This window comes from Saprospiraceae bacterium, assembly GCA_016712145.1.
Taxonomy (GTDB): Bacteria; Bacteroidota; Bacteroidia; order Chitinophagales; family Saprospiraceae; genus Vicinibacter.
The window spans coordinates 2,016,076-2,039,460 of record JADJRO010000001.1; the positions used below are offsets into that span (position 1 = coordinate 2,016,076).

The 23,385-nt window shown below is 37.9% G+C and carries 22 protein-coding genes and 1 pseudogene; 13 read left to right on the forward strand and 10 right to left on the reverse strand.

Translation table 11 applies throughout. The features are described from left to right. Window positions 1-644: 644 nt before the first annotated feature. Entirely contained in the window at window positions 645-1,763 is a 1,119-nt protein-coding gene (locus tag IPK91_08535) for a hypothetical protein (protein MBK8297304.1), read from the forward strand. A gap of 95 nt (window positions 1,764-1,858) precedes the next feature. Here IPK91_08535 and IPK91_08540 read toward each other — a convergent pair whose 3' ends face one another. Further along, window positions 1,859-2,641 carry a class I SAM-dependent methyltransferase gene (locus IPK91_08540; GenBank protein MBK8297305.1) on the reverse strand — a complete coding sequence of 261 codons (783 nt, stop codon included), beginning with the start codon at window positions 2,639-2,641 and terminating at the stop codon, window positions 1,859-1,861. Window positions 2,642-2,693: 52 nt separating this feature from the next. Here IPK91_08540 and IPK91_08545 point away from each other — a divergent pair, with 52 nt between their 5' ends. Continuing rightward, window positions 2,694-3,707: a hypothetical protein gene (locus IPK91_08545; protein MBK8297306.1), complete on the forward strand. Its 1,014-nt coding sequence runs from the start codon at window positions 2,694-2,696 to the stop codon at window positions 3,705-3,707. Window positions 3,708-3,776: 69 nt separating this feature from the next. On the opposite strand, the gene IPK91_08550 is transcribed toward IPK91_08545, so the two are convergent. The 3 genes from IPK91_08550 to IPK91_08560 form a co-directional block, all read right to left on the reverse strand. Next, window positions 3,777-4,139, reverse strand: coding sequence for a hypothetical protein (locus IPK91_08550; GenBank protein MBK8297307.1), 363 nt, complete (start codon window positions 4,137-4,139; stop codon window positions 3,777-3,779). A gap of 81 nt (window positions 4,140-4,220) precedes the next feature. Then, entirely contained in the window at window positions 4,221-5,591 is a 1,371-nt protein-coding gene (locus tag IPK91_08555; GenBank protein ID MBK8297308.1) for a hypothetical protein, read from the reverse strand. A 133-nt stretch (window positions 5,592-5,724) separates the two neighbouring features. Next, window positions 5,725-6,591 (reverse strand): cyanophycinase, encoded by an 867-nt coding sequence (locus IPK91_08560; GenBank protein ID MBK8297309.1) that lies wholly within the window; start codon window positions 6,589-6,591, stop codon window positions 5,725-5,727. Window positions 6,592-6,678: 87 nt separating this feature from the next. Between IPK91_08560 and cphA the strand changes: the two genes are divergently transcribed. Next, the gene (cphA, locus tag IPK91_08565; protein MBK8297310.1) at window positions 6,679-9,330 is read left to right on the forward strand and encodes a cyanophycin synthetase; all 2,652 of its coding nucleotides are present in this window, start codon (window positions 6,679-6,681) and stop codon (window positions 9,328-9,330) included. 312 nt (window positions 9,331-9,642) lie between these two features. Then, complete coding sequence (locus tag IPK91_08570) at window positions 9,643-11,034, forward strand: vanadium-dependent haloperoxidase (protein MBK8297311.1); 1,392 nt, start codon at window positions 9,643-9,645, stop codon at window positions 11,032-11,034. Window positions 11,035-11,277: 243 nt separating this feature from the next. Here the strand turns inward: IPK91_08570 and IPK91_08575 are convergent, their stop codons facing one another. Continuing rightward, window positions 11,278-12,000 carry a hypothetical protein gene (locus IPK91_08575; protein ID MBK8297312.1) on the reverse strand — a complete coding sequence of 241 codons (723 nt, stop codon included), beginning with the start codon at window positions 11,998-12,000 and terminating at the stop codon, window positions 11,278-11,280. A gap of 182 nt (window positions 12,001-12,182) precedes the next feature. Between IPK91_08575 and IPK91_08580 the strand changes: the two genes are divergently transcribed. From IPK91_08580 to IPK91_08595, 4 genes are all read left to right on the forward strand, one after another. Next, window positions 12,183-12,587 (forward strand): Hsp20/alpha crystallin family protein, encoded by a 405-nt coding sequence (locus tag IPK91_08580; GenBank protein ID MBK8297313.1) that lies wholly within the window; start codon window positions 12,183-12,185, stop codon window positions 12,585-12,587. Between the two features lie 26 nt (window positions 12,588-12,613). Continuing rightward, the gene (locus IPK91_08585; GenBank protein MBK8297314.1) at window positions 12,614-13,039 is read left to right on the forward strand and encodes an Hsp20/alpha crystallin family protein; all 426 of its coding nucleotides are present in this window, start codon (window positions 12,614-12,616) and stop codon (window positions 13,037-13,039) included. 149 nt (window positions 13,040-13,188) lie between these two features. Beyond that, complete coding sequence (ruvC, locus tag IPK91_08590) at window positions 13,189-13,743, forward strand: crossover junction endodeoxyribonuclease RuvC (GenBank protein MBK8297315.1); 555 nt, start codon at window positions 13,189-13,191, stop codon at window positions 13,741-13,743. Between the two features lie 60 nt (window positions 13,744-13,803). Continuing rightward, window positions 13,804-14,583: an AMP nucleosidase gene (locus IPK91_08595; GenBank protein ID MBK8297316.1), complete on the forward strand. Its 780-nt coding sequence runs from the start codon at window positions 13,804-13,806 to the stop codon at window positions 14,581-14,583. Between the two features lie 215 nt (window positions 14,584-14,798). Here the strand turns inward: IPK91_08595 and IPK91_08600 are convergent, their stop codons facing one another. From IPK91_08600 to IPK91_08615, 4 genes are all read right to left on the reverse strand, one after another. Next, a complete protein-coding gene (locus IPK91_08600; GenBank protein MBK8297317.1) occupies window positions 14,799-15,347 on the reverse strand; it encodes an OmpH family outer membrane protein in 549 nt (182 codons plus the stop codon). Continuing rightward, window positions 15,328-15,546 (reverse strand): twin-arginine translocase TatA/TatE family subunit, encoded by a 219-nt coding sequence (locus tag IPK91_08605; GenBank protein ID MBK8297318.1) that lies wholly within the window; start codon window positions 15,544-15,546, stop codon window positions 15,328-15,330. The genes IPK91_08600 and IPK91_08605 overlap by 20 nt, the downstream gene beginning before the upstream one ends. A gap of 23 nt (window positions 15,547-15,569) precedes the next feature. Next, on the reverse strand, window positions 15,570-16,520 hold the full coding sequence (locus IPK91_08610; GenBank protein MBK8297319.1) for an isopenicillin N synthase family oxygenase: 951 nt from the start codon (window positions 16,518-16,520) through the stop codon (window positions 15,570-15,572). A gap of 66 nt (window positions 16,521-16,586) precedes the next feature. After that, on the reverse strand, window positions 16,587-17,702 hold the full coding sequence (locus IPK91_08615; protein MBK8297320.1) for a hypothetical protein: 1,116 nt from the start codon (window positions 17,700-17,702) through the stop codon (window positions 16,587-16,589). A gap of 175 nt (window positions 17,703-17,877) precedes the next feature. On the opposite strand from IPK91_08615, the gene IPK91_08620 reads away from it, so the two are divergent. From IPK91_08620 to IPK91_08640, 5 genes are all read left to right on the forward strand, one after another. Next, window positions 17,878-18,453: a PorT family protein gene (locus tag IPK91_08620; GenBank protein ID MBK8297321.1), complete on the forward strand. Its 576-nt coding sequence runs from the start codon at window positions 17,878-17,880 to the stop codon at window positions 18,451-18,453. Continuing rightward, window positions 18,426-18,584, forward strand: coding sequence for a hypothetical protein (locus tag IPK91_08625; GenBank protein MBK8297322.1), 159 nt, complete (start codon window positions 18,426-18,428; stop codon window positions 18,582-18,584). Before IPK91_08620 ends, IPK91_08625 begins: the two co-directional genes overlap by 28 nt. Window positions 18,585-18,586: 2 nt before the next feature. Continuing rightward, window positions 18,587-19,435, forward strand: coding sequence for a carboxylating nicotinate-nucleotide diphosphorylase (gene nadC / locus IPK91_08630; GenBank protein MBK8297323.1), 849 nt, complete (start codon window positions 18,587-18,589; stop codon window positions 19,433-19,435). Window positions 19,436-20,066: 631 nt separating this feature from the next. Beyond that, window positions 20,067-20,834 (forward strand): exodeoxyribonuclease III, encoded by a 768-nt coding sequence (gene xth / locus IPK91_08635; protein ID MBK8297324.1) that lies wholly within the window; start codon window positions 20,067-20,069, stop codon window positions 20,832-20,834. A 55-nt stretch (window positions 20,835-20,889) separates the two neighbouring features. After that, window positions 20,890-21,504: a NifU family protein gene (locus IPK91_08640; protein MBK8297325.1), complete on the forward strand. Its 615-nt coding sequence runs from the start codon at window positions 20,890-20,892 to the stop codon at window positions 21,502-21,504. Between the two features lie 18 nt (window positions 21,505-21,522). Here IPK91_08640 and IPK91_08645 read toward each other — a convergent pair. Then, window positions 21,523-23,159, reverse strand: a pseudogene (locus IPK91_08645) (NAD+ synthase). Between the last annotated feature and the right edge of the window lie 226 nt (window positions 23,160-23,385).

Below are 23,385 nucleotides of genomic sequence, written 5' to 3' on the forward strand. Positions count from 1 at the left end.
TAGAGGCTAAAGGCTAAAGGCTAGAGGCTAGAGGCTAGAGGCTAAAGGCTAGAGGCTAAAGGCTAAAGGCTAGAGGCTAAAGGCTAGAGGCTAGAGGCTAGAGGCTAAAGGCTAGAGGCTAGAGGCTAGAGGCTAGAGGCTAGAGGCTAGAGGCTAGAGGCTAGAGGCTAGAGGCTAGAGGCTAGAGCCGAGGCTAGAGGCTAGAGGCTAGAGGCCAGAGGCTAAAGGCTAAAGGCTAGAGGCTGGGGCTAGGAGGCTAGGAGGCTAGAGGCTAGGAGGCTAGAGGCTAGAGGCTAGGAGGCTAGAGGCTAGAGGCTAGCGGCTAAAGGCTAGAGGCTAGAGGCTAGCGGCTAGAGGCTAAAGGCTAAAGGCTAGAGGCTAGAGGCTAGAGGCTAAAGGCTAGAGGCTAGAGGCTAGAGGCTAAAGGCTAAAGGCTAGAGGCTAGAGGCTAGAGGCTAAAGGTTAAAGGCTAAAGGCTAAAGGCTAAAAAATAATTTATAACAGCCTATTTTTATTTAAATAATAAGTTTCAGCAAGAAATTACATCTAAGTTGAAAGTAATACTAATTCAAATATTGTAGCATTTTAGCAATGCAAAATTGCAGAATTGCAACATTCTTCATTATTTTTGATAAATCTAAGCAATGGAAATGAAATTAAACATGACCTTGATTTGGTTGTGCATTCTTTTATGTAGTTCTTGTCAGCAAAATTCAAATTCACAAGCAGAAAAGGGAGCACTTAAAAGGAACCAACAAGAAACTAAAAAGGTCGTTGCCAATCCGATAACCATGAAATTGGTTCCGCATTATATTTTGGATCGGGAAGGATCGGGTATGACGGCTATTACGTGTTTAATCCCGGAGGGATGGAGCATTCAGGATCGGTTGTATTGGGAGTATCAGGATGCGACTTTACCGATTCGTTATGAAGGGACTTTACAAAGTGAAAATGGACGTTTTAAAATTTTTGCATATCCTGATATAAGATCTGTTTATAGTGAAGGTCCTACGGGAAGCAGTGGATATCCGCCTCCGCAAAATATCCTAATTGGATTAAAAGATTTTATAAAACGACATCGGCAAGGAATTCAATATCAAATTACGGAAGAAAAAATTATTAACCGAAGTGGCCCATCAGATCATACCGTTCAGGGTACATCATTTCGCACCCATTCTACTGGTGGACTGGTTCGTATCCGTTACAAAGAAAATCAAAATGACATAGAAGAAGAGTTTTATGGCAATTTGGAAATTACAAATTCCCTTTCTCAAGGGTATGCTACATTAAGCGGTATTATCTGGTGGGCTTCCGGATTGTACAGTTGCAAAGCACCCATTGGGGAACTAGAAAAATGCAGACGCATTGCTTTAACTGTAAAATCTTCCAGCAAATTGACCTTAGCTTTTTATAATAAATTTATACAAGTTACCCAGTTGCTTTCTGATGCAGTCTATCAACGCATATATGCTGCCGGACAAATCAGTAAGATAATTAGTCAAACCAATGATCAAATTTCAAAAACCATCAGCGACAGCTATTGGAATACACAAAAATCAAATGAACGCAGCAATCAACAATTCAGTGATTATTTGCGCGGTGTAGATAGATATTCTGACGGACAAAATAATATACAGTTGCCTTCAGGTTATACCAATGCGTGGGTCAATGACAAAGGAGAATACCTGATGAGTGAAACACAATCCTATGATCCAAATCAAGAGTTACATGGAAATTGGAAACAATTGGATAAACGACATTAGATAAGGCAAGTTATTAACACAGAATTACAGTATTATAGCATCGTAACATTGTAGCATTGCAGCATTGTCCAGTCGTTTCAAGCCAGCAGTAGTGTTCACTTCCTTGCAATACAAAAATAGTCCAACTGTTTGCCATCCATTTCTTTTAAAAAATAATTAGCAGTACTTATATCACCAACCAGTTGGTCGTGTTGATTTTTTAGTTTATTGCGATTGAGTCGATTTAAAATATCGTATGGTATCTGAAACCAGCTAGCTGGTAAATTTTCTTCCAGATTGAAAAGATCCCAACGTTTCCATTTTGATATGCTTTTTGCATTTTTAGATTGGTAATCCATAATTTTTTCATCGCCATAGACTCCGCCAAAATAAACTTGGTCAGGATTAAAATAATGACTGATCAAATTTCTGAATTCTTCCGTTTTATATTCGCGCATGTGATACGGATTACGCGTAAGCGACATTTCTTTATTGGGTGTGGTCAGAATTAATTTTCCACCAGGCTTTAATACCCGGTAAATTTCTGACAACAAGGTGGTGTCTTCCTGAATGTGTTCGATCAATTGAAAACAAATGACTACATCAAATTGATTGGATTCCATGCCTTCCAACCAGGGAACTTCTTTTTGAATGAATTCTACCTGATCAAAATTGCGAAGGTCGGAGGGAATGTGCCGATCCAATGCCAAATATTTGGATGCATGCGGCGCAAGCAATTTAATTCCATACCCTTCACCACAACCTATTTCTAAAACAGAACCTTTAATTTCAGAAACGGCCCGTTCATAGGCAAACAATTGCCGCATAAAAACCGGCCGATCAGAAACAGCATGTTCATTGGCTCGTTCTGCCGTATATAAAGAATCTAGTAGTGCCATTGTATTTGTTAAATCGACTCAAAGATAGTTTGTTTACTATTTTTGTTGTCATATGATCAAAGTACTTCAACAATTAATTAACAAGTACGCTCAAGAGTTGCTTGTGTTTGGCATCTGTTTTTGCATTCTATTTAGTCTGGGATTTGAAGTTATGATTTATTTTCCAATGGACCAGAGTCCGGATATTCAAGATTATTTAAAGATGGCTCAATTTGATTGGAACCAAAGTCCTGTCAGGCACTATCGTATCCTTATTCCTTTAGTAGCATGTGGCGTACAATTTAGTTTTGGTTGGATGTTCGAACTTTTACATCCACTTAGTTTTGATGGAAATTTTTCCTTGTGTTTTAGTTTTTTGTTGGTTAATGTGAGCATCCTGTCGATTGCAGGTGTATTTCTGTTCAAACTTTGTAGAAACTTTGGTATGAATCATTGGATCGCGGCCTTTGCATTGATTCCATTTTTAAGTTGTCGCTGGACTATGGAAATTGCAGGACTTCCACTGGTAGATAGTTTGTATTTTTTAAGTCTGCTGTTGGTTTTGTATGGATTTTTTAGCAAACAAGACTATTGGTTTGTAACAGGAATATTCTTCGGGCCCTGGGCCAAAGAAGCTTTTGTTTTTTTTATTCCAATGATTATTTACATGAAGCGGGAACAGCTTTTTAAATGCATGGTACTAATAGGAATTTCAGGAATGCTGGTATTTGGATTTCGCTATTTTTGGGATCTCTATTTGGGGCATCCATTTATAAATAGTTTTACAAAAGTTGCTGATTCATTTTCAAGCATTCGGGATTCCATTATAAAGCTGTTTAGTTTCCATGGAATGTACGATTTATTTTCGGTTTGCGGTTTTTGGATATTGATTCCGATGTTTGTTTGGATAAAAAATAAGCCTAAGATGATTTTTAAAATAAATGAAACCCATATTGTTTGTGCGTTGTATTTATTGGCCGTTATATTCCAAATGTTGTTATCAGGAGATCTGGCAAGAATGTTTTATTTGATTATACCGCTCTATTGTTTATGGATTGGCAGCAACGTTAAATTGGTTGTTGGTTGATAGTTGATAGTAGATAGTTGTTGGTTGATAGTTGATAGTTGGAAGGAACACTTGCATTTCTTTGTGACTCTACGTCTCGGCGTGAAAATCCCTATAACGCAAAGTCCACGAAGGAAACACACACGAAGGAATACAGAGCATCCCTCCTCTTCCTTTGTGCTCTTCCTTTGTGATCTTAGCGTGAAATAAATTGGTTGTTAGTTGTTGGTTGATAGTTGGTAGTTGATGGTTGGTAGTTGGTAGTTGCTTCTTTTCTTCTTTTCTTCTTTGCTTCTTTGCTTCTTTTCTTCTTTTCTTCTTTTCTTCTTTGCTTCTTTGCTTCTTTGCTTCTTTTCTTTTTTCTTCTTTGCTTCTCTGCATGAAATAAATTAATGGTTTGTTGATAGTTGATAGTTGTTTGTTGATTGCAGGAACTCTTACTTTTCTTTGCAATTAACAACTATCTACCCTCGGCGAGGACGCCTTCAGGAACTACTTGTTACGATTAAAAGTTGAAAAAACTGTTTTCTTTGCTTATTCGCAATTCAATTCTTTCCTAGACCTGCTGTCGTTGTTTGGAAAACACATAAAGGACAATACATGATCCGGTAAATATTTTTCAAGCGTTGGATCGTACAGACCATTTTCTAAAAATTCAGTAAGGTCTGTGACTTCCTGCTCAGTCAAATTTAAAGGTTGGAAAAATCCGCTGATTTGAGATTTTGGTACTATCGGATTTTCAGGTTCAGCTTTATTAAAATATTCTACTACTTCTCTCAAGCTTTGTTTGCTTCCTCCATGAAAATAAAAACCAACTGGTTTTAAATTATACAATTGCGGTACTTTGAATTTGTATAAATCTTCTGCTTTGCCGGTAAATCCACCACGACCTTTAACGCGTTTGTCTGTTGGTCCGGTACGAAATACTTCAGTGATTTTATTTTCATATAAGTCATACACACCCAATGCAAAGAAATTAAAACTATTTAAGGATGGGCTGTTGTGACAACGGTAGCAACCTGCCTTTCCAAAAAACAAACCAGCGCCTTTCTTTTGTTGTTCGGTCATCGCAGCATGATCTCCTTTTAACCATTTTTGAAAAGGTGCTTCGTGGGTTGTAATGGTTCTGAAATAAGAAGCTATGGCAAATGAAGTAGTTATTAATGAATAACGTTCTTCAAGTGGAATTTCTGGAAAGGCTTCATCAAATAAAGATTTATATCCTAAGTAAGAAGCCAAATTTTCGTTCATAGTCATACGATGCACTTGCAATGCGCGAATGTTATTGGCTTCCAAACCTTCCAATCCTTTAAAATTGACTTCAGTCAGTGTATCCTGACGCCAAACGGATTCTGTCCCAATATTTAAACTAAAGGACCCAAATGAACCTGCCCACAGTGCATTTCTGACATAGGCTAAATTAATTGTTGGTAAGGGTCTTGCACCTTGTGCATCTACTTCGTCGCCCGTATACAATGGATTTTTATTGCGGCCGTTGCCTAAAATTCCAAAGCCTTCGGCACCATCGGCAATACCTTGAATGCGTCCAGCCGTAAATGATTTGCTGGCAATATGACAAGAGGCACAACTAAAGGAAGTCATTCCTACCGGCTTGTTTGGTAAAATTCCAATAGCTGGTTCGTGGAAGAGCATACGGCCTAATCTAACTTTTGCTGGATTTAAAATATTTTTGGGATCCTGATTAGGAATTTCAGCTAAATTTTCACCACTTACCAGGATGTAATCACGAACGTCTCCATTTGGAGATGCCGATTTAACTTGTTTAATTAATTGATCATCCAGGCTGGTAACATCTTGAGCTATTTCTCTTGTACAGGTGGTAAATACATAACCTGCAAAAAGTAAGCAAAGCAATTGGAAAGCGAGTAATTTTTTCGCGAACATATTCAGGGAGTATATTTTATTATAAAAATATTAATATTTAACTGACTCATATACAATAGAATTAATTAAATATCAAGTATTTATATGCAAATTTGGTAAAAAAATTCCAATTAATTAAAACTTCTTTAAAAAATTAGGTGTTTACCACAAACGAAGCTTCTAATGGGAGAATTTTCAAACTCCGTTCCCGAATCCGGAATCGATCGCCATTGGCTAAAACGTGGGTGGTTAAATTGCTGAGTGACATGGGCGTGCCGGGTTCTAAATCTATATAGCGGTTGTGATTCAGATTTCGAGGATCAAATAAAACCACCATACCCGTGCCAATGACTTCGCAGTCATTGCCTTTTTTAATAATGAGTCCGGTGTCTTCTGCAAGTCCGATCCCTAATTGATTCGGAAAACGGGCAACCGCTTCAGCCAACCTTCCAAAACGCCCTCGTTGGATAAAATGAGTATCTATGATAACTTGATCGAGATAGGACATCCCCCGGGCCATTTTGACATTGCCTTTTTGCATGGCATCCACCACACTTCCACCTGCAATCATCTGAAGGGACATGGACATAGCCCCTGCACTGGTTCCTGCGAGCACCAATTTAGTTTCTTCTAGTTTTTTTCGAATGATTTGATGAGCATGTGTATCTGCAAAGCATTTTACGATTCTAGATTGGTCTCCGCCTGAAAACATAATGCAATCGGCCTCTTCAATAAGTTTTACATTCTTTTTTAGCTGTGCTTCGGATCGCTTGCGGACATCGACGATCTGAACAGCCTGACAACCCAGGGTTTCAAAGGCCTGGCTGTAATTTTCACCCACTTCAACCGGAATGCTGGATGCTGTAGTGATTACCACGATTCGTGCTCCGGTCCCGCCGCTTTCACGAACGATCGCAGATAAAATTCCTTGTTTAATAAAGTCCAGACATTCTGATTCTTTCAGGCCTATTCCTTTATTTTCATTCCCCCCCACCGGTATCAGTGTTCCTTTAAATTCCATGATTTGGCTCTTGAAAATAGTTCACAAAGCTAAAGGAATGCAGATAATTGCCTAAAATTATTACCTTAAGGCCTCAATCGAACCAAAATGAAAATCCGGGAAATCAATGTCATGCGCGGACCCAACTACTGGTCCATCAGAAGACACAAATTAATTGTCATGGTTTTAGATCTGGAAGATCTCGAACAAAAACCAACCAATATTCTAGATGGGTTTTTAGAACGAATGAAAGCCTTGTTGCCAGGATTGTACGAACATCGTTGTTCGGAAGGCGAACCCGGTGGCTTCTACAAACGCGTAGCAGAAGGTACCTGGATGGGGCATGTCGTAGAACACATTGCATTGGAAATTCAAACCATGGCAGGAATGGATGTTGGTTTTGGCCGGACCCGCAGTTATGGTGAACCCGGAGTGTATCATGTTGTATTTGATTATTTGGAAGAAAAAGTCGGCGTATATGCTGCTAAAGCGGCGGTACGAATTGCTGAAGCATTGATTGAAGGGACTGTTTACGATTTGACAGATGACATTCAGGAAATGCGAGAGTTGCGTGAAATTCAACGTTTAGGGCCAAGTACCGCCAGCATCATAGAAGAAGCCATTGCAAGAGGCATTCCCTGGATTCGTCTGAATAAATATTCACTGTGTCAGCTGGGTTATGGTTGCAATCAGGTGCGGGTTCAAGCAACCGTAACCAGTAAAACTTCCAGTATTGGAGTTGATATTGCGGGTGATAAAGAAGATACCAAGTTTTTACTCGGCCAGGCTGAAATACCCGTTCCAAAAGGAGAAATAATTAAAACAGAAACCGGTCTTCAGGAAGCAGTAGATTATTTGAAATATCCATTGGTTATAAAACCAATCGATGGAAATCACGGACGCGGAGTGACTACCAACATCATGAATTGGGAACAAGCGTTGGAAGGATTTCACATGGCCAAGAAGATTTCCAATGCGGTGATCGTCGAACAATACATAACTGGTGACGACTACCGGATTTTATTGATTAATTATAAATTGGTTGCAGCTGCTAAGCGGCTTCCGGCTCAAATTATTGGAGACGGTGTTTTGAATATTGATGCCTTGATTAAAAAAACAAATGCTGATCCAAAACGCGGTTATGGGCATGAAAAAGTACTTACTTATATCACTGTAGATGATATCACCTTAAAGTTATTGGAGCTAAAAGGCTATACTTTAGATAGCGTATTAGCTAAAGGGGAGGTTTTGGTTGTAAAGGACACGGCCAACCTTTCTACAGGAGGCACTTCTGTGGATGTTACTGACATTGTCCATCCACATACTGTATTTATGGCGGAGCGTATTTCCCGAATCGTTGGCTTGGATATTTGTGGAATTGATTTTTTAACTAAAGACATCAGCAAGCCCGTTTCAGAAGTGGGTGGTGCAGTGATCGAAGTCAATGCCGGCCCCGGATTTAGAATGCATCTGGCGCCTGCAGAAGGCTTACCAAGAAATGTGGCGGCCCCTGTGATTGATATGTTGTATCCACCTGGAAAAAACAGCCGGATTCCTATTGTAGCCGTTACCGGAACCAATGGCAAAACCACAACGACCCGTTTGATTGCACACATGGCCCGAATGATGGGTTATACAGTAGGGTTTACTACAACCGATGGCATTTATATTCAAAACCATTTAATGATGCAGGGAGATTGCAGTGGACCTGGGAGTGCTGAGTTTGTATTAAAGGACCCAACGGTCAATTTTGCAGTTTTTGAAACGGCCCGAGGTGGAATACTTCGTGCAGGCTTAGGCTTTAAAAATTGCAATTATGCCATTGTCACGAATGTAGCACCCGACCACCTTGGATTAAAAGGGATCCACACCATGGAACAATTGGCAAAGGTTAAAGGTGTGGTTGTGGAATCGGTTTTACCAGATGGCTATGCCATTTTAAATGCAGACGATGACCTGGTCTATGCCATGCGAGAGCGGATTAATTGCAAGCTTGCTTTGTTTTCGATGGATGAAGACAATCCCCGGATCAAAAAGCACATGCGTGAACATGGCATAGCAGCGATCTATGAAAACGGATTTATTACCATTTGCAAAGGAGAATGGAAAATGCGAATTGTTAAAGCAGTCAATGTACCATTGACATACGGGGGCAGAGCCAGTTTTATGATTCAGAATGTCTTACCTGCTGTTTTGACTGCTTATTTTAATGGATTTGAATTGGATGATATCAAAGCCGCATTAGAATCGTTTATACCAAGTCCGGCCCAAACTCCTGGCCGATTGAATATGTTTGATTTTAAACATTTCAGTATTTTATTGGATTATGCACACAATCCAGCAGGTTTGCAGGCACTTAAGAAGTTTATTGATAAAATTGATGCCTATCCGAAAGTGGGAATTATTGCTGGAATTGGTGATAGAAGGCAAGAAGACAATGAAGGAATCGGCAAGGTTGCAGCCGAGATGTTTGATGAAATCATTGTACGTCAAGACAAACACCTCCGAGGCAAAACCGACCAGGAAATTATCGATATGCTCACAGCTGGAATTAAGCAACACGACATCGACAAACCCTTTAAAGTTATTCCAAAAGAGTCGGAAGCCATCAAATATGCCATTGAAAATGTAAAAGAAGGTTCTTTGATCGTTGTTTGCAGTGATGTAGTACCGGATGCGCTCGAATTGGTGCAACGTTACCTTGAAGAAGAAGCTAAGAGTTTATACAAATTTAAAAAAGAAGATATTCCAAATACATAAAATTGCCAAATATAATATTGGATTAAAAGTGAATTAATAACACCTTAAAATTTTCTTAGAAGTTAATATATTATAAATATTATCATATATAATGTATTGATAAAATTGCTAATTTTTTTAATATTTTAATTAATTGTTATATATATCTGATTAATTTACTATAAATTAAATAGTAAAATTTCGAATATGTATTTTTGAATAAAAAAAAATAATTTTTAGAATTTTATGAGCTTTTATTAAACCAAATATTATTTTTGCAGGGTTAAACCTGAAAGTTTTTAATTTTTTTGTATTAAGACTTAAATCCCTCTTATGAAATTTTTATCCAAATTACTATTTGGTTTAGTAACTATTACCTTATTCCTCTCAACTTCTTGTAATCAGGTAGAACCTACAGAAGGTGGAAACAACCTGATGAAATCTCAAGAAAACGAAGTGTACCATGAATGGAGCTCGGTATTTATGGAAGTTGAGCGTTATGCGGCTGCGTACAGACCCGGTCCTGCTCCCCGTGCTTTAGCTTATCTCGGTTTAAGTGCTTACGAAGCTTGTTTGGGAGGTATGCCTGATTATCAATCCTTGCAATTTCGTTTAGGTATTCAGGATATGCCTGCTGTACAAACCAATTTATACTGGCCTGAGGTTATCAATGCATCTTATGGTTACCTGATGAACAAATTTTTTGAAAACGTAACTTTTAAGGACAAAGCTGGACTTACCCTGGATAAACAACAATTTTTAAGATTAATCGAAACAAAAGAAAAAGAGCTTAGAGAGCGTTTCCGTAAAAATACAGTGGAGACCATTTTAAATAACTCAGAAGCACATGGCCGTGAGGTAGCATCTGCTGTCTGGAGATTTTCTACTACAGATGCTGAAGGATACAATGCCCATTTAAATCCATTTCCAATTGAAAACAACCCAGTAAATACCTGTGATTGGGTTGCTACTGAGCCTCAGAATTCTACAAGAGGGATGTATGCTCTTTGGGGAAAGGTCAGACGTTTTGGATTAAGTCAAATTGATATGGATGCATTAAAAGCACCTTTCACCTGTGATGATGGTAAAAATTCCATCAACTACCAACAAGCATGGGAAATGTATGTGATTGCAAATGAAGCCCGCAGCAATCCGAAAGGTGAAATGGAATGCATTGCAGAATTCTGGAGCGATGATCGTGTAGGTTGGACTTTCAGTCCGGCTCCACGTTTTATTGCTATTGCAGATCAGATTGTACAAAAAGAAAAATTAAATCTAGAAACAACCTGTGTATTGTATGCACAAATAGGTATGGCTTTAAATGATGCTAGTGTGGTAGCTTGGTATAATAAATACAAATACGATCTGGAAAGACCGATCACTTATATTAAAAGAAATATTGATCCTAATTTTGAAGTACCCTGGTTAGGTTTTACACCTCCATTTCCAGCCTATCCTTCCGGCCACTCTACTTTTGGTTATGCAGGAGCTGGTATCCTGGAATATTTTGTCGGACCAAACTACAGCTTTACAGATCATTGCCATGAGCAACGTACAGACTTCTGCGGAACGCCTCGCTCATTCAATACATTGCGTACGCTTGCTTACGAAAACGCTTTCAGTCGTTTACCATTAGCGGTGCATTGGAGAATCGACATGGAAGGTGGTGAATTTTGTGGATTGTTAGCAGCAAAACGTATTCATGAATTGCCCTGGAAAAAATAATTGAAGTTTAAATAACTTCTGAAAAGGGATCTTCATTATGAGGATCCCTTTTTTGTTAGTTGATGGTTGTTAGTTGTTAGAGGATAGTTGAAAGAGGGTTTCCTATTGAAAACTATCATTTATGCTCAAAAGCAGATTTATTTATGTTCCTTGACCAATTTTCAGAGAATGATTCAATTCAAATGACAATTAACACTCCCGTACTAACAACTATCAACCAACATCTATCAACTAACCATATTCTTATTCTTCGTATTCAATGACTTGCATAAATCGCAGGTAAAAACTCAATTCGATGGTTGTGTTTACAGTGGATTGTTCGTAACCAGGTTCGGCTTGTCCGGTCCAGGGATTGATCCGGCGAATGGTGGCCGGGACATATACTTGTTTGGATAAATCAGGTGCAATGTTGAGTTCGAGTCCGGCATGTGTCAACTTACTCATTTTGTATTCTGTGCCTAACTTGATGGAAAATCCATAATTCCATTTGCGAACCCATTCTTCGAGTTCCTGGTAGATTTCAAATTTAGTTTTTGCCGTGTATTCGCCGCGGAGTCCAATCGTATAATAGGGCTTCCAGATTCCTTTACGGATGTATCGTTTTAAACCAATATCCAAACTCAAATTGTGAAATTCCATGCCGTAGGTGCTTCCAGGATACCGATTTCCATTGATGTCGTAAAAATAGCTGACCCTGAAGGCCCCGCCTTTAACGTGGTATCCTAATTGCCCATAGATTACATTTTTTGAGTCCGAACTTTCTGAATCCATAAATGCAGCGACATGCCAGCGTACTAAGGGATCCCGCTGGCTGCCTCCACCCCATTTTTGAAATCCCATACTGGGACCAAGTTTGATTCCAAATCCATTGGCTTGGGAAACCAGTTGGTTGCTATTGCAGGCCATCAGCATTCCAATTGCAGCCAATGTTTTTAAGAATTTAATGGTAAAATGGACCTGTTTCATATTAGCATGTTTGATGTAAAATTACAACACATAGCAGAAATATTAATATCATGTCATTGTGGCATATTTTTTATTTAAAATTTGCCAATTTGGCATGTTATGAGCTAGAATCAATGCCAGAATTTACTAATTTTTAGAATGGTACATCAATTGATCTATAGCTATTATAAAACTTAAAAATTATGATGTACTCAAATTACTACTTCCCCTACCCAAAAACATTTCGCGTCAAATCAAATTGCGCGGTTGATTATAAACCAGCTGTTGATCAAAGCATCCGACCAAAAATGAATGCGTACGAAAAAGATGAACAGTTGATCATTGAATTTTCCATGCCGGGTGTGTTGAAAGAAGATGCGTCCATTCAATTGGAAAATAAGCTATTGCATTTAAATGCAAAACGCATTCAGAAGTCAGAAGATGCCAAATCATTGCACAAAGAATTTGCAGATGTAAGCTACAAACGCAGCATTCAATTACCTGAAGACATTGATACTGAAAGCTTGAAAGCTCGATTTGAAAATGGCGTATTGTATGTTCAGATGAACCGTATTAAAAAAGTAACTCACAGCATTTCTGTAAATTAATTTGTTAAACATAAAATTTTAAAACCATGAGAAATATTAATTCACTAGCACCTTTTGTTCAAATCGTTGATGATTTGATTGGTAAAACCTTCCATGATCTTAATGGAGGACAACTTTTCCGCAACAATACACCTGGTTTAAACGTGGTGGATACAGGTAAGGAATTTAAACTTGAATTGGCTGCTCCCGGATTGAACAAGCAGGATTTCAAAATTGAATTAGAAAATAATTTGTTGGTTATTTCAGCAGATAAAAAACAAGAAAACACGGAATCTAAAGAAAGTTATTTCCGAAAAGAATTCAGTTATCATTCATTTAAAAGAATGTTTGAACTTCCGGCAGAAGCAGACGCAGAAAAAATTACCGCTCAATACGAAAATGGAATCTTGAACATTCAAATTCCTAAAACCATTGAGATTGGTAAAAACAACAAAACCATTGAAATTTCGTAGTTGATTTCATATTCAGGGATTAGTAACCCGGAGGCATTTGCTCCGGGTTTTTTTTTGAGGTAACCGAACATGTATGTTTTATTTTAATCGTCAGGTATTTGGATCGCACGAACGAACTACCTTTGTTAAAAGTAACAGATCAACATTCATTGAAAACCCCTCGCATTTTAGGAATTGATCCCGGAACTAATATCCTAGGTTATGGTATTTTGGAATTCCGCGACCAAAAATCCATTGTACTGGATGTAAATACCCTTCAATTGAAAAAGTTTGATACCCATCAGGCAAAACTCCGTGAAATTTTTCTCCGGGTCCAAGAATTAATTGAAACCTTTCAACCCCAAAGTCTTTCAATTGAAAGTCCGTTTTTTGGTAAAAATGCCCAGAGTATGCACAAATTAGGACGTGCACAGGGTGTGGCGATTGCAGCCGCTATGGTGATGGGTTTGGAAATTTATGAGTTTTCACCTAAGAAAATCAAAAAAGCGATTACCGGAAATGGCAATGCTACGAAAGAACAAGTAGCACAAATGCTCAATCGTTTGCTTGATTTTAAAATTGATGAAAAATATTATGATGCTACAGATGCATTGGCAGCAGCATTGTGTTTGATGAATGAATTAAATTCACCTTCAAAAGGAATAAAATCTACGGGCAAATCCTGGAAATCGTTTATTGCAAATAATCCAAGTCGGGTGATTTAATTTTTTTTCAAATGGCTATGTTATTGAAATCGGATTTATAAATAAGATAATTTTATAAATGTGAAAACAAAAAGAGAAATTGTTGAAAATTGGTTGCCTCGTTATACCGGTACCAATCTGGATGAATTTGGAAAGTATGTCATACTGGTAAATTTCAGTTTATACGTCGAGTTGTTTGCAAAGTGGAATGAAGTAGAAGTCCGTGGACGGGATCGTTCGATGATCAATGCAACAGCCCACAACATCAGCATCATTAATTTTGGTATGGGAAGTCCGAATGCAGGAACGATCATCGATTTACTAACTGCAATTAAACCAAAAGCCATTTTATTTTTAGGAAAATGCGGTGGACTCAAATCAGGTAAAAATAAATTGGGTGATTTTATCTTGCCAATAGCAGCGATACGCGGCGAAGGAACGTCTAATGATTATTTACCTCCGGAAGTACCGGCTTTACCAGCTTTCGCCTTGCAAAAAGCCATCTCAACCACCATTCGGGAATACGAACAAGATTATTGGACCGGAACGGTTTATACTACAAACAAACGCGTGTGGGAACATCGATTGGATTTTAAAAAATATTTAATGCGTTTACGCGCATTGGCCATCGATATGGAAACCGCAACCATTTTTGTTGCTTCTTTTAAAAACCGAATTCCCGCAGGTGCTTTGCTTTTAGTATCTGATATGCCCATGGTACCGGAAGGCGTAAAAACTGAAGCCAGCGATAAAACCGTCACCGATCAATTTTTGCATTTACATTTAAAAATCGGCATCGACTCTTTGAGAAAACTAATAGAAAATGCATTAACTGTAAAACATTTGCGGTTTGAAGAATAAATGGGGAAATTTTGCAATTTTCCAATGCTGCAATGCTAAAATGTTGCTATGTTTTAATAGTTTAATGTTTTATTGGATTTTGCTTAATGTTTCAATGGTTAATTTACAAGTGAATTATAAGCTTATTTTCTATAGACTAAAGGCTTTAGACTAAAAGGCAATAGACTAAAAGGCAATAAGCTATTCCCATCGCTAGACAAAACGAAAAAATCGACTCAATAGCCCAATTTCTTCATTACTTTGGGGAAAATATCATCAGTCTTATTGAAATAAAGAACGCCCATTGCTGAATCGAAAACGAAAGCGTAGCCTTCTTCTTTTCCTACATCCTGGATGGCTTTATTGATTTTATCCAAGATGGGTTGAATAAGTTCTTGTCTTCTTTTTTCTAAAGAGCTTTGTGCTGATTGTCGGTAAGTACTTAAAGCTTGTTGTTCTATTTGCAGATCAGATTCTGCCTGACTTTTTTGCACAGCCGTAAAGCTTCCAGCACTGATATTTTGTTGGTAATTGCGTACTTTTTCCTGGTATTTGGCCAACATTTCTTCGCCAGTTTTAGTTAAAGAAGCGTCGTATTGTTTTAAGGTTATAGAAGCTACTTTGGCTTCGTTGAGGGAATCAATTAATTGTACGGAATTAATGTGTCCAACTTTTTGAGCATGGGTATTGCTTAAAAAAAGACAAATAGAACACATGAACGAAAGTGATAGGACCTTCATTGAGTATAAAATTTTAGAATTTTCTTTATTTGTTTTCTGAATCAAGGTTCTTGCGCTCAGCATCGCGCATACCTTCCCGAATCTCATTGGAGATATTGTTTTTGGCACTATTAAATTCCCGAATACCGGAGCCTAAGCCACGCATTAATTCAGGAATTTTCTTACCTCCAAAAAGCAATAAGACAATAAGCAGGATTACCAGTACTTCTGTAGAACCCAGATTGCCTAAAAATAATAAGTTCATTTTGATGTATTTAAGGTTCAAAGTTATTTTTTTAATCCGATTTCTCGTAATCGTTCGTCTAAATATGCTCCTGCGGTGATGGATTCATAGGAAGCCTGGCTGCCACTTGAAATGCAGGATTCGAGGCAACTAAGGTCCATTTCACTCCTTGGATGCAGGAAAAAGGGTATAGATAGCCTCGGAATGTGCCATTCTTGCCGTGGAGGATTCACTACCCGGTGGGTGGTGGATACCAAATAATTATTTGTTAATCTTTGGAGCATGTCCCCAACATTGACCACAATTTCATTTTCACCCGGAATGGCATCCATCCATTGACCCGTTTTGGTCAATACTTGCAGTCCACCGGAAGAAGCACCAACGAGCAAGGTGATCAGATTAATATCTTCATGTTGCTCTGCACGAATTGCTGATTTGGGTTCACTGATAATCGGCGGATAATGGATCGCTCTTAGGATGCTGTTTCCATTGTGAATTTTAGAATCGAAATAGTCTTCACCCAATTTCAAAAACAAGGCAATCGCCTGCAATAATTTCGCTCCGCTTTCTTCAAATGCCTTATACAATTTAATTCCTAAATCTGTAAATGCAGCAGGCGTTTCAACCAATACATTTTCAGGATATTCAGAGCGGATGACATCCCCATCCAATACCGTTTGCCCAATTTGAAAAAACTCCTTCAAATCACCGACCTCAGAATGTTTGGCGTGTTCTTTTCCAAAAGAGGTGTAACCTCTTTGTCCGGCCAATCCCGGAATTTCATAGCGCAATTTTTCTCCTTCCGGAAGAGAGAAAAAAGCCTTGGAGGCCGCATAAAATCCATCCACTAAATCTTTCGGAACGCCATGATTTACAACTCCAACAAACCCGATTTCATGAAAGGCTCTTCCCAATTGATCTACAAATGCATTTCGTTGGATTGCATCGCCTTTTACAAATAAATCTAAATCAACTAATGGGATCACCCGTTCCATAAAATTGTTTTAATTTAATCAAATCAAAAATCAATCCAATTCAAGTTTGATCGTCCTGTATTGGACTCATTTTTCATTCGTGGGTTTAAATCGCGATGCTCTTAATATCAGCTGGGCATCTTCTTGTGCCAACAATTCAGGAAGGCTTACTTCAGGATGCTTGCGCATATAAGCTTGCACAAGGTAATAGCCAATATAGGATCCGGTTTGTCCTGGTGCTTCCTCTGGCATACCGGGAGAATTTGGACTCGGATTAATATATTTATTGAATTGTAAAAATTCCGTAGAATACAACATGGAACCCGAAAGAAAATACGACCAGATTTCTAAACGATTTTGATTACACCATTTCAGTTGTTTTGGGGTAAATTCAAACAACACCGTATCTTCAATTTCCGGTAACAACTTTTGGAGTATGTATAATTTTTTGCCTCTATGAATTAGGTACTCAATAAATTTTCCTGATTGTGGTTCAGTTAATTTATCTGTGAGATATGTTTCCCATGTTTTTTTTAACAAATGATCTTTATTAAAACACCGTGTGAGATAATCTGAAAACACCGGATTTTTAGGATCCACCATTTTGTAATTCATTTCGGATCCTAAAAAATATTCCAGAATGATTCCTATACCGTTTGCATTATTTTTATCTGAAAAAATAAAATTTGCAAAATTGAAATTACTAATCAAACTGTAGAACACCGGATCTTTTTCATCCGGAAAATAATATTTCATCAATTGAACCGCGTGAAGCATTGATTTACTTAAATCCTGATCTTCACTAAAAACACGATTTGTTTTAATATAAAGATCTTTTGTAAACGGATCATTTAGAAATGTGCGAAGCGCTGTACTAAATTCTGGTTGAATCGAATCCAATTGTTCTGTCATAGGAACAATTTGTGTAAAATACAATTTCGAAAAAGCTGGATATTGCTGTATGAGTGCATTGAGCCCTTTAGTCAACCTGTTTGAATCGAGTGCAAACAGTTCCTTTTCAAAACGAATCCATTTTAACTCTGCAGCAATGTTTGAAACGTCGGGAACCGGGTCCCGATTTGATTTCTGACAGGCAATAAATCCAAAACAGCAGAGGTAAAAACCAATCAACATCCAATCAAACAATCGTTTTTGGAACATGGCAACACTGGGTTTGCAATTTCTTACTAATGCATTTTTCAATATCTTATAATTTGTTATAATGGATAACATGCGGACTGTTAAGGGACAATAAATTACGCATTCTTTAAACGAATCCGGACTTGTTTTATTGGGTATTTTTATTTCTGCAAAGATTGAATTATTTTAGCTTTACAGGTCTATTTTCAATAAAATGACTATTCCTAAAAACAAAATTATGAAAATCCTAAAACTATTAAGTCTGGCCTTTTTACCAGGGATGTTAATGAGTCAGGAGATAAAATTCAGTGTATTAACGGGTCCTGGTATTAGTTGGATTGCATCCAATGACAATCAAATTTCATCATCCGGATTTAAAATTTCCTATAAAGCCCATGTGCAAGCGGAATATTGGTTTAATGATCGTTATGCAGCAACGGGTGGTATTGGCCTATCATTAGGTCAAGGTGGTCATCTCGAATTTCTTAAAGGCGGAGATCTTTGGAAAGAAGCTGAACTGAGTGATACAAAATATAAAAATCTTCCTGACAATGCAAGCTTAGGGTATCGGATGAATTATATTGATATTCCATTTGGATTTAAATTACGCACGAATGAATTTGGAAAATTCAGATTCTATGTGCATGCACCTGAATTTTGCATCAGTTTACGCACCCGAGCCAGAGGGACTATAGAAGCAGCGCCCTTACCCGATACAGAAGGAGAAGACATCCGTAAAATGGTCAGTTTTTTGGTTTGTTTTACGGTATTGGATTGGGTGGTGAAATGCGTATTTCCACAGACGTTTCGCTAGTAGGAGGTTTGCGATTTTATCAAAGCTTTACAGATATAACGGATGACAGTGGGCGCTATTCAGATGGAACCAGAGAAGATTCTAAAGGGATTTTATCGAGTTTAGATTTTAGATTTGGTGTGATTTTTTAATTATGAATTCGTTTGACCTAAACCAATTTATTAAACAAGCCTTGCAAGAGGATGTCCAAACTGGAGACATTACCTCATTGGCTTGCATCCCATCAGAAAATAGAAGCAAGGCTATATTAAAAATAAAAGAAGATGGTATTTTGGCCGGTGTTGAATTAGCTAAATCTATTTTCAATTATTTGGATGATACGGTTCAAATGAATGTATTTAAACCAGATGGTTCATACGTTCATCTGGGTGAAGTTGCATTTGAAGTTGAAACCGGAACCCGAAATTTATTGATGGCAGAACGATTGGTTTTAAATTCTATGCAACGCATGAGTGGGATTGCCAGTTTATGCAATCGCTTTTTATTGGAGGTGTCTGATTTGCCAGTCACTTTGCTGGATACTCGCAAAACCACCCCCTTAAACCGGTACCTTGAAAAATGGGCCGTCCGATTGGGAGGTTGTCAGAATTACCGGGATGGATTGTATGATTGGTTTATGATTAAAGACAATCACATTGCAGCTTGTGGTTCTATTGCAAAAGCAATTAAAGCTGTAAACAAATATCAAAAATCCCATCATTTGGAAAATTTGGGAATCACCATTGAAGTAAAAAATTTAGTAGAATTGGAAGAAGTGTTGCGTACAGGAAATGTACGCCGCATCATGATGGATAATTTTGAGTTGCCCTTACTTGAAGAAGCTGTTGCAATGGTTTCAAAAAAACATGAAACCGAAGCTTCCGGAGGGGTCAGTCTCGAAACGGTTCGTAAAATTGCCCTTAGCGGGGTAGATTTTATCTCCGTAGGAGCTTTAACACACAGTGCCGGAAGCCTCGATTTAAGCTTGAAGATACAAAGCTGAGTTTTTAAGCCGGATACGTACCCAACAACATTCCAACTAGAATGCAGGTGAGCGTAATCACCAGCCAAAAACGCATATCCTTGTACAACACAGCTGGGGTCTGGTTTGCCTTCATACGCTTTCAGAAATTAATATAATGAGAAAATTCGTTTCGCCTTGTTCGTTAACAGGTTAACATGTATTCATCCATCAAAATGGCTGTATGTAAATTTTATTAGGATTTGCAACAGCTGCATTTAATGTGATATCAATATTTTTTTAAACGGTGTGAGTGAATTTGTAGTAATCTTTAAACGGCAAACGGGTATTAATAGAATTCCAAAAACCATACCATAGCATAAATCTGTAATATGACTGATTTTACAGGCTCTAAAGCCTTCATGGCTCAATTTATTGTAATATGAATGCTTGTTAATTTAAATAAATACTATAAACAGGTAGTGAAACTTATTACATAAAAGGAACATAGGTTACAATTTTTCTGAGCTGGTTTGAAACAGCACCCGCGACCATTTTATACATGATGCTATTGATTTCCAAACCTAGGGTTTAAACTCTAGGTTTGGAAATCAAAAACCTGCCAGTGTGAATTGAAATAGCTGATTAATTTTACAATGCATAAAATTTAGTGATGAAAAAAATTATAAGCTTTAATGTCAATGGATTGCGATCTGCAATCGATAAGGGATTTAAAGAATGGATTGCACAACATGATTTTGATTTTGTTTGTATTCAGGAAACCAAAATGGATGCATCCCACGCGGATCCGGATTATTTTAAAGAATTAAATTATCATTCGTATTGGCATTGTGCTGAAAAGAAAGGTTATAGCGGTGTTTTGATTTTAGCCAAAGAAAAAGCGAATCAGGTGCAACTGGGAACCGGCAAGGAATTGTATGATAGGGAAGGCCGATTGATTGTGTTGGATTATCCTGGATTTAGTTTAGCCAATTGTTATTTTCCATCTGGCTCCTCAGGCGAAGACCGACATCAATTTAAAATGAAGTTTTTAGAAGATATGTACCCGGAGTTTAAAAAAATGAATGAGCAAAAATCAAATTTAATCGTGGTGGGAGATTACAACATCGTTCATCAAGGCTTGGATATTCACAATCCGGAACGCACCGACAATCCATCCGGTTACCGTCCTGAGGAACGCGCCTGGTTGGATCATTGGTTTAAAGAATTATTTTATGATAGTTTTCGTTTATTAAATCCTGAAAAAAAAGAATACAGTTGGTGGAGTTATCGGGCTGGTTCTTATGGAAAGGACAAAGGTTGGCGCATTGATTATCAATCGATTTCCAAATCGTTAAAAGATAAGGTCAAAGCATTTAGACACCACCGGGAAATTCGATTTTCAGATCATTGTCCGTTGGAGGCTCACTATGACATCTAAGTTAATGATTGAACCTTCCTGATTTTAAATTGTATTTTGAGTGAATTAATTGCTTATGGAAACTGTACAACCTACTAAACCCGGTATTTTACTTTATACCGAACAAACACCCAATCCGGAATCCTTAAAATTTGTGAGCAACCGGATGCTTTATCAGGGAATTGCCGATTTTAAAGATAAAGAACTTGCAGCTGCCTGGTCTCCTTTGGCAAGTCAGCTATATGCTGAAGAATTTGTCCAATCCGTATATATTTCAAATAATTTTGTAACCATCACGAAAAAACCGAGTTATGACTGGCAAGAAGTCATGATTCCCGCAAAAGAAACGCTTAAAAAGATCATCGAACAGGAATCTATTTTGATTAAGGAAGGATTTGAAGCATTTCGAATGCAACTAGAAGCCGATTCTTCGGAAGGCAATTTTGACGAAAAAGATACTGAATTGGTGGTCCGAATTAAAGATATGATTCAGATGTATGTGAAGCCAGCTGTTGAAATGGATGGTGGAAACATTGAATTCAAATCCTACCGGGATGGGGTCGTTACGGTATCTATGCAAGGTTCTTGCAGCGGATGTCCTTCGTCAACGGTCACATTAAAAGCTGGCATAGAAGGATTATTGAAACGTATGGTGCCTGAAGTACAGGAAGTTGTTGCCGAGGCAGAATAAGCCCAATTTATCCCAATTTTAAGAAAGGTATTTTCCTTCAATGGGGAGGCGTCTACCCAAACCAAAGGATTTGGAAGAAACCCGAATTACAGGAGGTGATTGGTACCGTTTGAATTCCGCTTTGTTAACCATTTTCAAGGTTTTCAGTACAATTTCCGGATCAAAGCCCATTTCTATGATTTCTGATGGCCCTTTGCGATTTTCAATGTATTGATACAAGATTTTATCAAGGATATTATAATCGGGCAATGAATCAGAGTCTTTTTGACCGGGTTTCAATTCTGCTGAAGGTGGTTTTTGGATGGTATTTTCAGGTATAATGATCTTTTCCCGATTGATGTAACTGGATAATTGATAAACCTGGGTTTTGTAAACATCAGCCAAGACTGCCAATCCGCCGCACAAATCACCATATAGTGTGCCGTAGCCCACCGCCATTTCACTTTTGTTGGTGGTATTTAAAAGGATGGATGAAAACTTATTGGAAAAGGCCATCAACAGCATTCCACGAATGCGAGCCTGAATGTTTTCTTCCGTTACATTTTCGGGCAGATTTTAAAATAAGCTGCCAGGCTGGATTTGTATTCATCGTAAATACTTGCAATTGGAATGACATCATACTGTATCCCAAGTTGCTCGGCCAATGCTTTTGCATCCAACACTGAACCCTCTGAAGAATAGGGTGAAGGCATTAAGAGGACACGTACCTGATCTTTGCCAAGTGCATCGACCGCAAGACAAGCGGTAAGGGCTGAATCGATGCCACCCGATAAACCAAGTATGGCCTTACTAAAACCCATTTTACTGAAATAGTCCCTGATCCCTAATACCAAAGCTTTGTGGATGAGTTCAATTTCATTTTTTTCTTGTTCGCGATTGATGCCTCCTTTCAATACCTCATCCAATTCAAAATAGCGCTGGTCTTCAACAAAGAAAGGAAGTTCTTCATAGCACATACCGTCACCGGATAAAACAGCAGAACCCCCATCAAACAGAATGTCCGTTTGAGCACCGACGCAGTTTACATAAAACAGTGGAATTTTATATTTCAGGACATTCGCACGCAATACATTTAAACGGTCTTTTGCATGTTCATAGCAAAAAGGAGACGCTGAAAGATTGAGTATAAAGTCCGGTTTTTGATCTATGATTTCATCCAATGGGCAAATGGTGTACATAGGATTTTCATTCCCTAGATTCCAGATATCTTCACAAATGGTAATGGCAATTTTTTTTGATTGAAAATGGACAATTTCAAAGCTACGATTTGGTTCAAAATAACGGTATTCGTCAAAAATATCATAGTTAGGTAATAGTGCTTTATGTGTAATGGATTGAACTTTTTTATTATACAAAAAGAATGCAGAATTAAATAAATCTTTGCCTTCGATCTCAGGATTCACCGTTGGAGCACCCACCAGGATGGCAATATCCGAACTCATTTCGCAGAGTTTATTAATCAAATCCATTGATTGTCTGATAAAGTCTCTGAATTCCAAAAAATCACGAGGCGGATAGCCACAACTTGCCAATTCACTGAAACAAATCAGATCAGCTTGTTCCAATTTAGCTTTGAATATGGCATCTTGCATTTTAGCAAAATTTCCTTCAAAATTTCCGATATGGTAGTTGAGTTGGGCGAGTGCAATTTTCATTACATTAAATAAGGAACAAGGTAAAGAAAAGTTTAGGAAGTCTGAGGGGAAATGCTGCTATGGTTCAATGCTGCAATGGTTCAATCTTAAAATTTTTGAATTGGAAATCTCAATCAATTTTAATAAACCATCGCAGTTTATAATTGTAAAATTTTAAATGCAGCCTTACAAACAAATTATACCATTGCAGGTTTGCAGGATTGCAGCATTGAACCATTGCAGCATT

Bases quoted from the DNA above. Each gene is read 5' to 3' on its own strand.
- IPK91_08535 (MBK8297304.1), top strand. From the start codon at position 645: ATGGAAATGAAATTAAACATGACCTTGATTTGGTTGTGCATTCTTTTA.
- IPK91_08540 (MBK8297305.1), bottom strand. From the start codon at position 2,641: ATGGCACTACTAGATTCTTTATATACGGCAGAACGAGCCAATGAACAT.
- IPK91_08545 (MBK8297306.1), top strand. From the start codon at position 2,694: ATGATCAAAGTACTTCAACAATTAATTAACAAGTACGCTCAAGAGTTG.
- IPK91_08555 (MBK8297308.1), bottom strand. From the start codon at position 5,591: ATGTTCGCGAAAAAATTACTCGCTTTCCAATTGCTTTGCTTACTTTTT.
- IPK91_08560 (MBK8297309.1), bottom strand. From the start codon at position 6,591: ATGGAATTTAAAGGAACACTGATACCGGTGGGGGGGAATGAAAATAAA.
- cphA (MBK8297310.1), top strand. From the start codon at position 6,679: ATGAAAATCCGGGAAATCAATGTCATGCGCGGACCCAACTACTGGTCC.
- IPK91_08570 (MBK8297311.1), top strand. From the start codon at position 9,643: ATGAAATTTTTATCCAAATTACTATTTGGTTTAGTAACTATTACCTTA.
- IPK91_08575 (MBK8297312.1), bottom strand. From the start codon at position 12,000: ATGAAACAGGTCCATTTTACCATTAAATTCTTAAAAACATTGGCTGCA.
- IPK91_08580 (MBK8297313.1), top strand. From the start codon at position 12,183: ATGATGTACTCAAATTACTACTTCCCCTACCCAAAAACATTTCGCGTC.
- IPK91_08585 (MBK8297314.1), top strand. From the start codon at position 12,614: ATGAGAAATATTAATTCACTAGCACCTTTTGTTCAAATCGTTGATGAT.
- IPK91_08605 (MBK8297318.1), bottom strand. From the start codon at position 15,546: ATGAACTTATTATTTTTAGGCAATCTGGGTTCTACAGAAGTACTGGTA.
- IPK91_08610 (MBK8297319.1), bottom strand. From the start codon at position 16,520: ATGGAACGGGTGATCCCATTAGTTGATTTAGATTTATTTGTAAAAGGC.
- IPK91_08620 (MBK8297321.1), top strand. From the start codon at position 17,878: ATGAAAATCCTAAAACTATTAAGTCTGGCCTTTTTACCAGGGATGTTA.
- IPK91_08625 (MBK8297322.1), top strand. From the start codon at position 18,426: ATGCGTATTTCCACAGACGTTTCGCTAGTAGGAGGTTTGCGATTTTAT.
- nadC (MBK8297323.1), top strand. From the start codon at position 18,587: ATGAATTCGTTTGACCTAAACCAATTTATTAAACAAGCCTTGCAAGAG.
- xth (MBK8297324.1), top strand. From the start codon at position 20,067: ATGAAAAAAATTATAAGCTTTAATGTCAATGGATTGCGATCTGCAATC.
- IPK91_08640 (MBK8297325.1), top strand. From the start codon at position 20,890: ATGGAAACTGTACAACCTACTAAACCCGGTATTTTACTTTATACCGAA.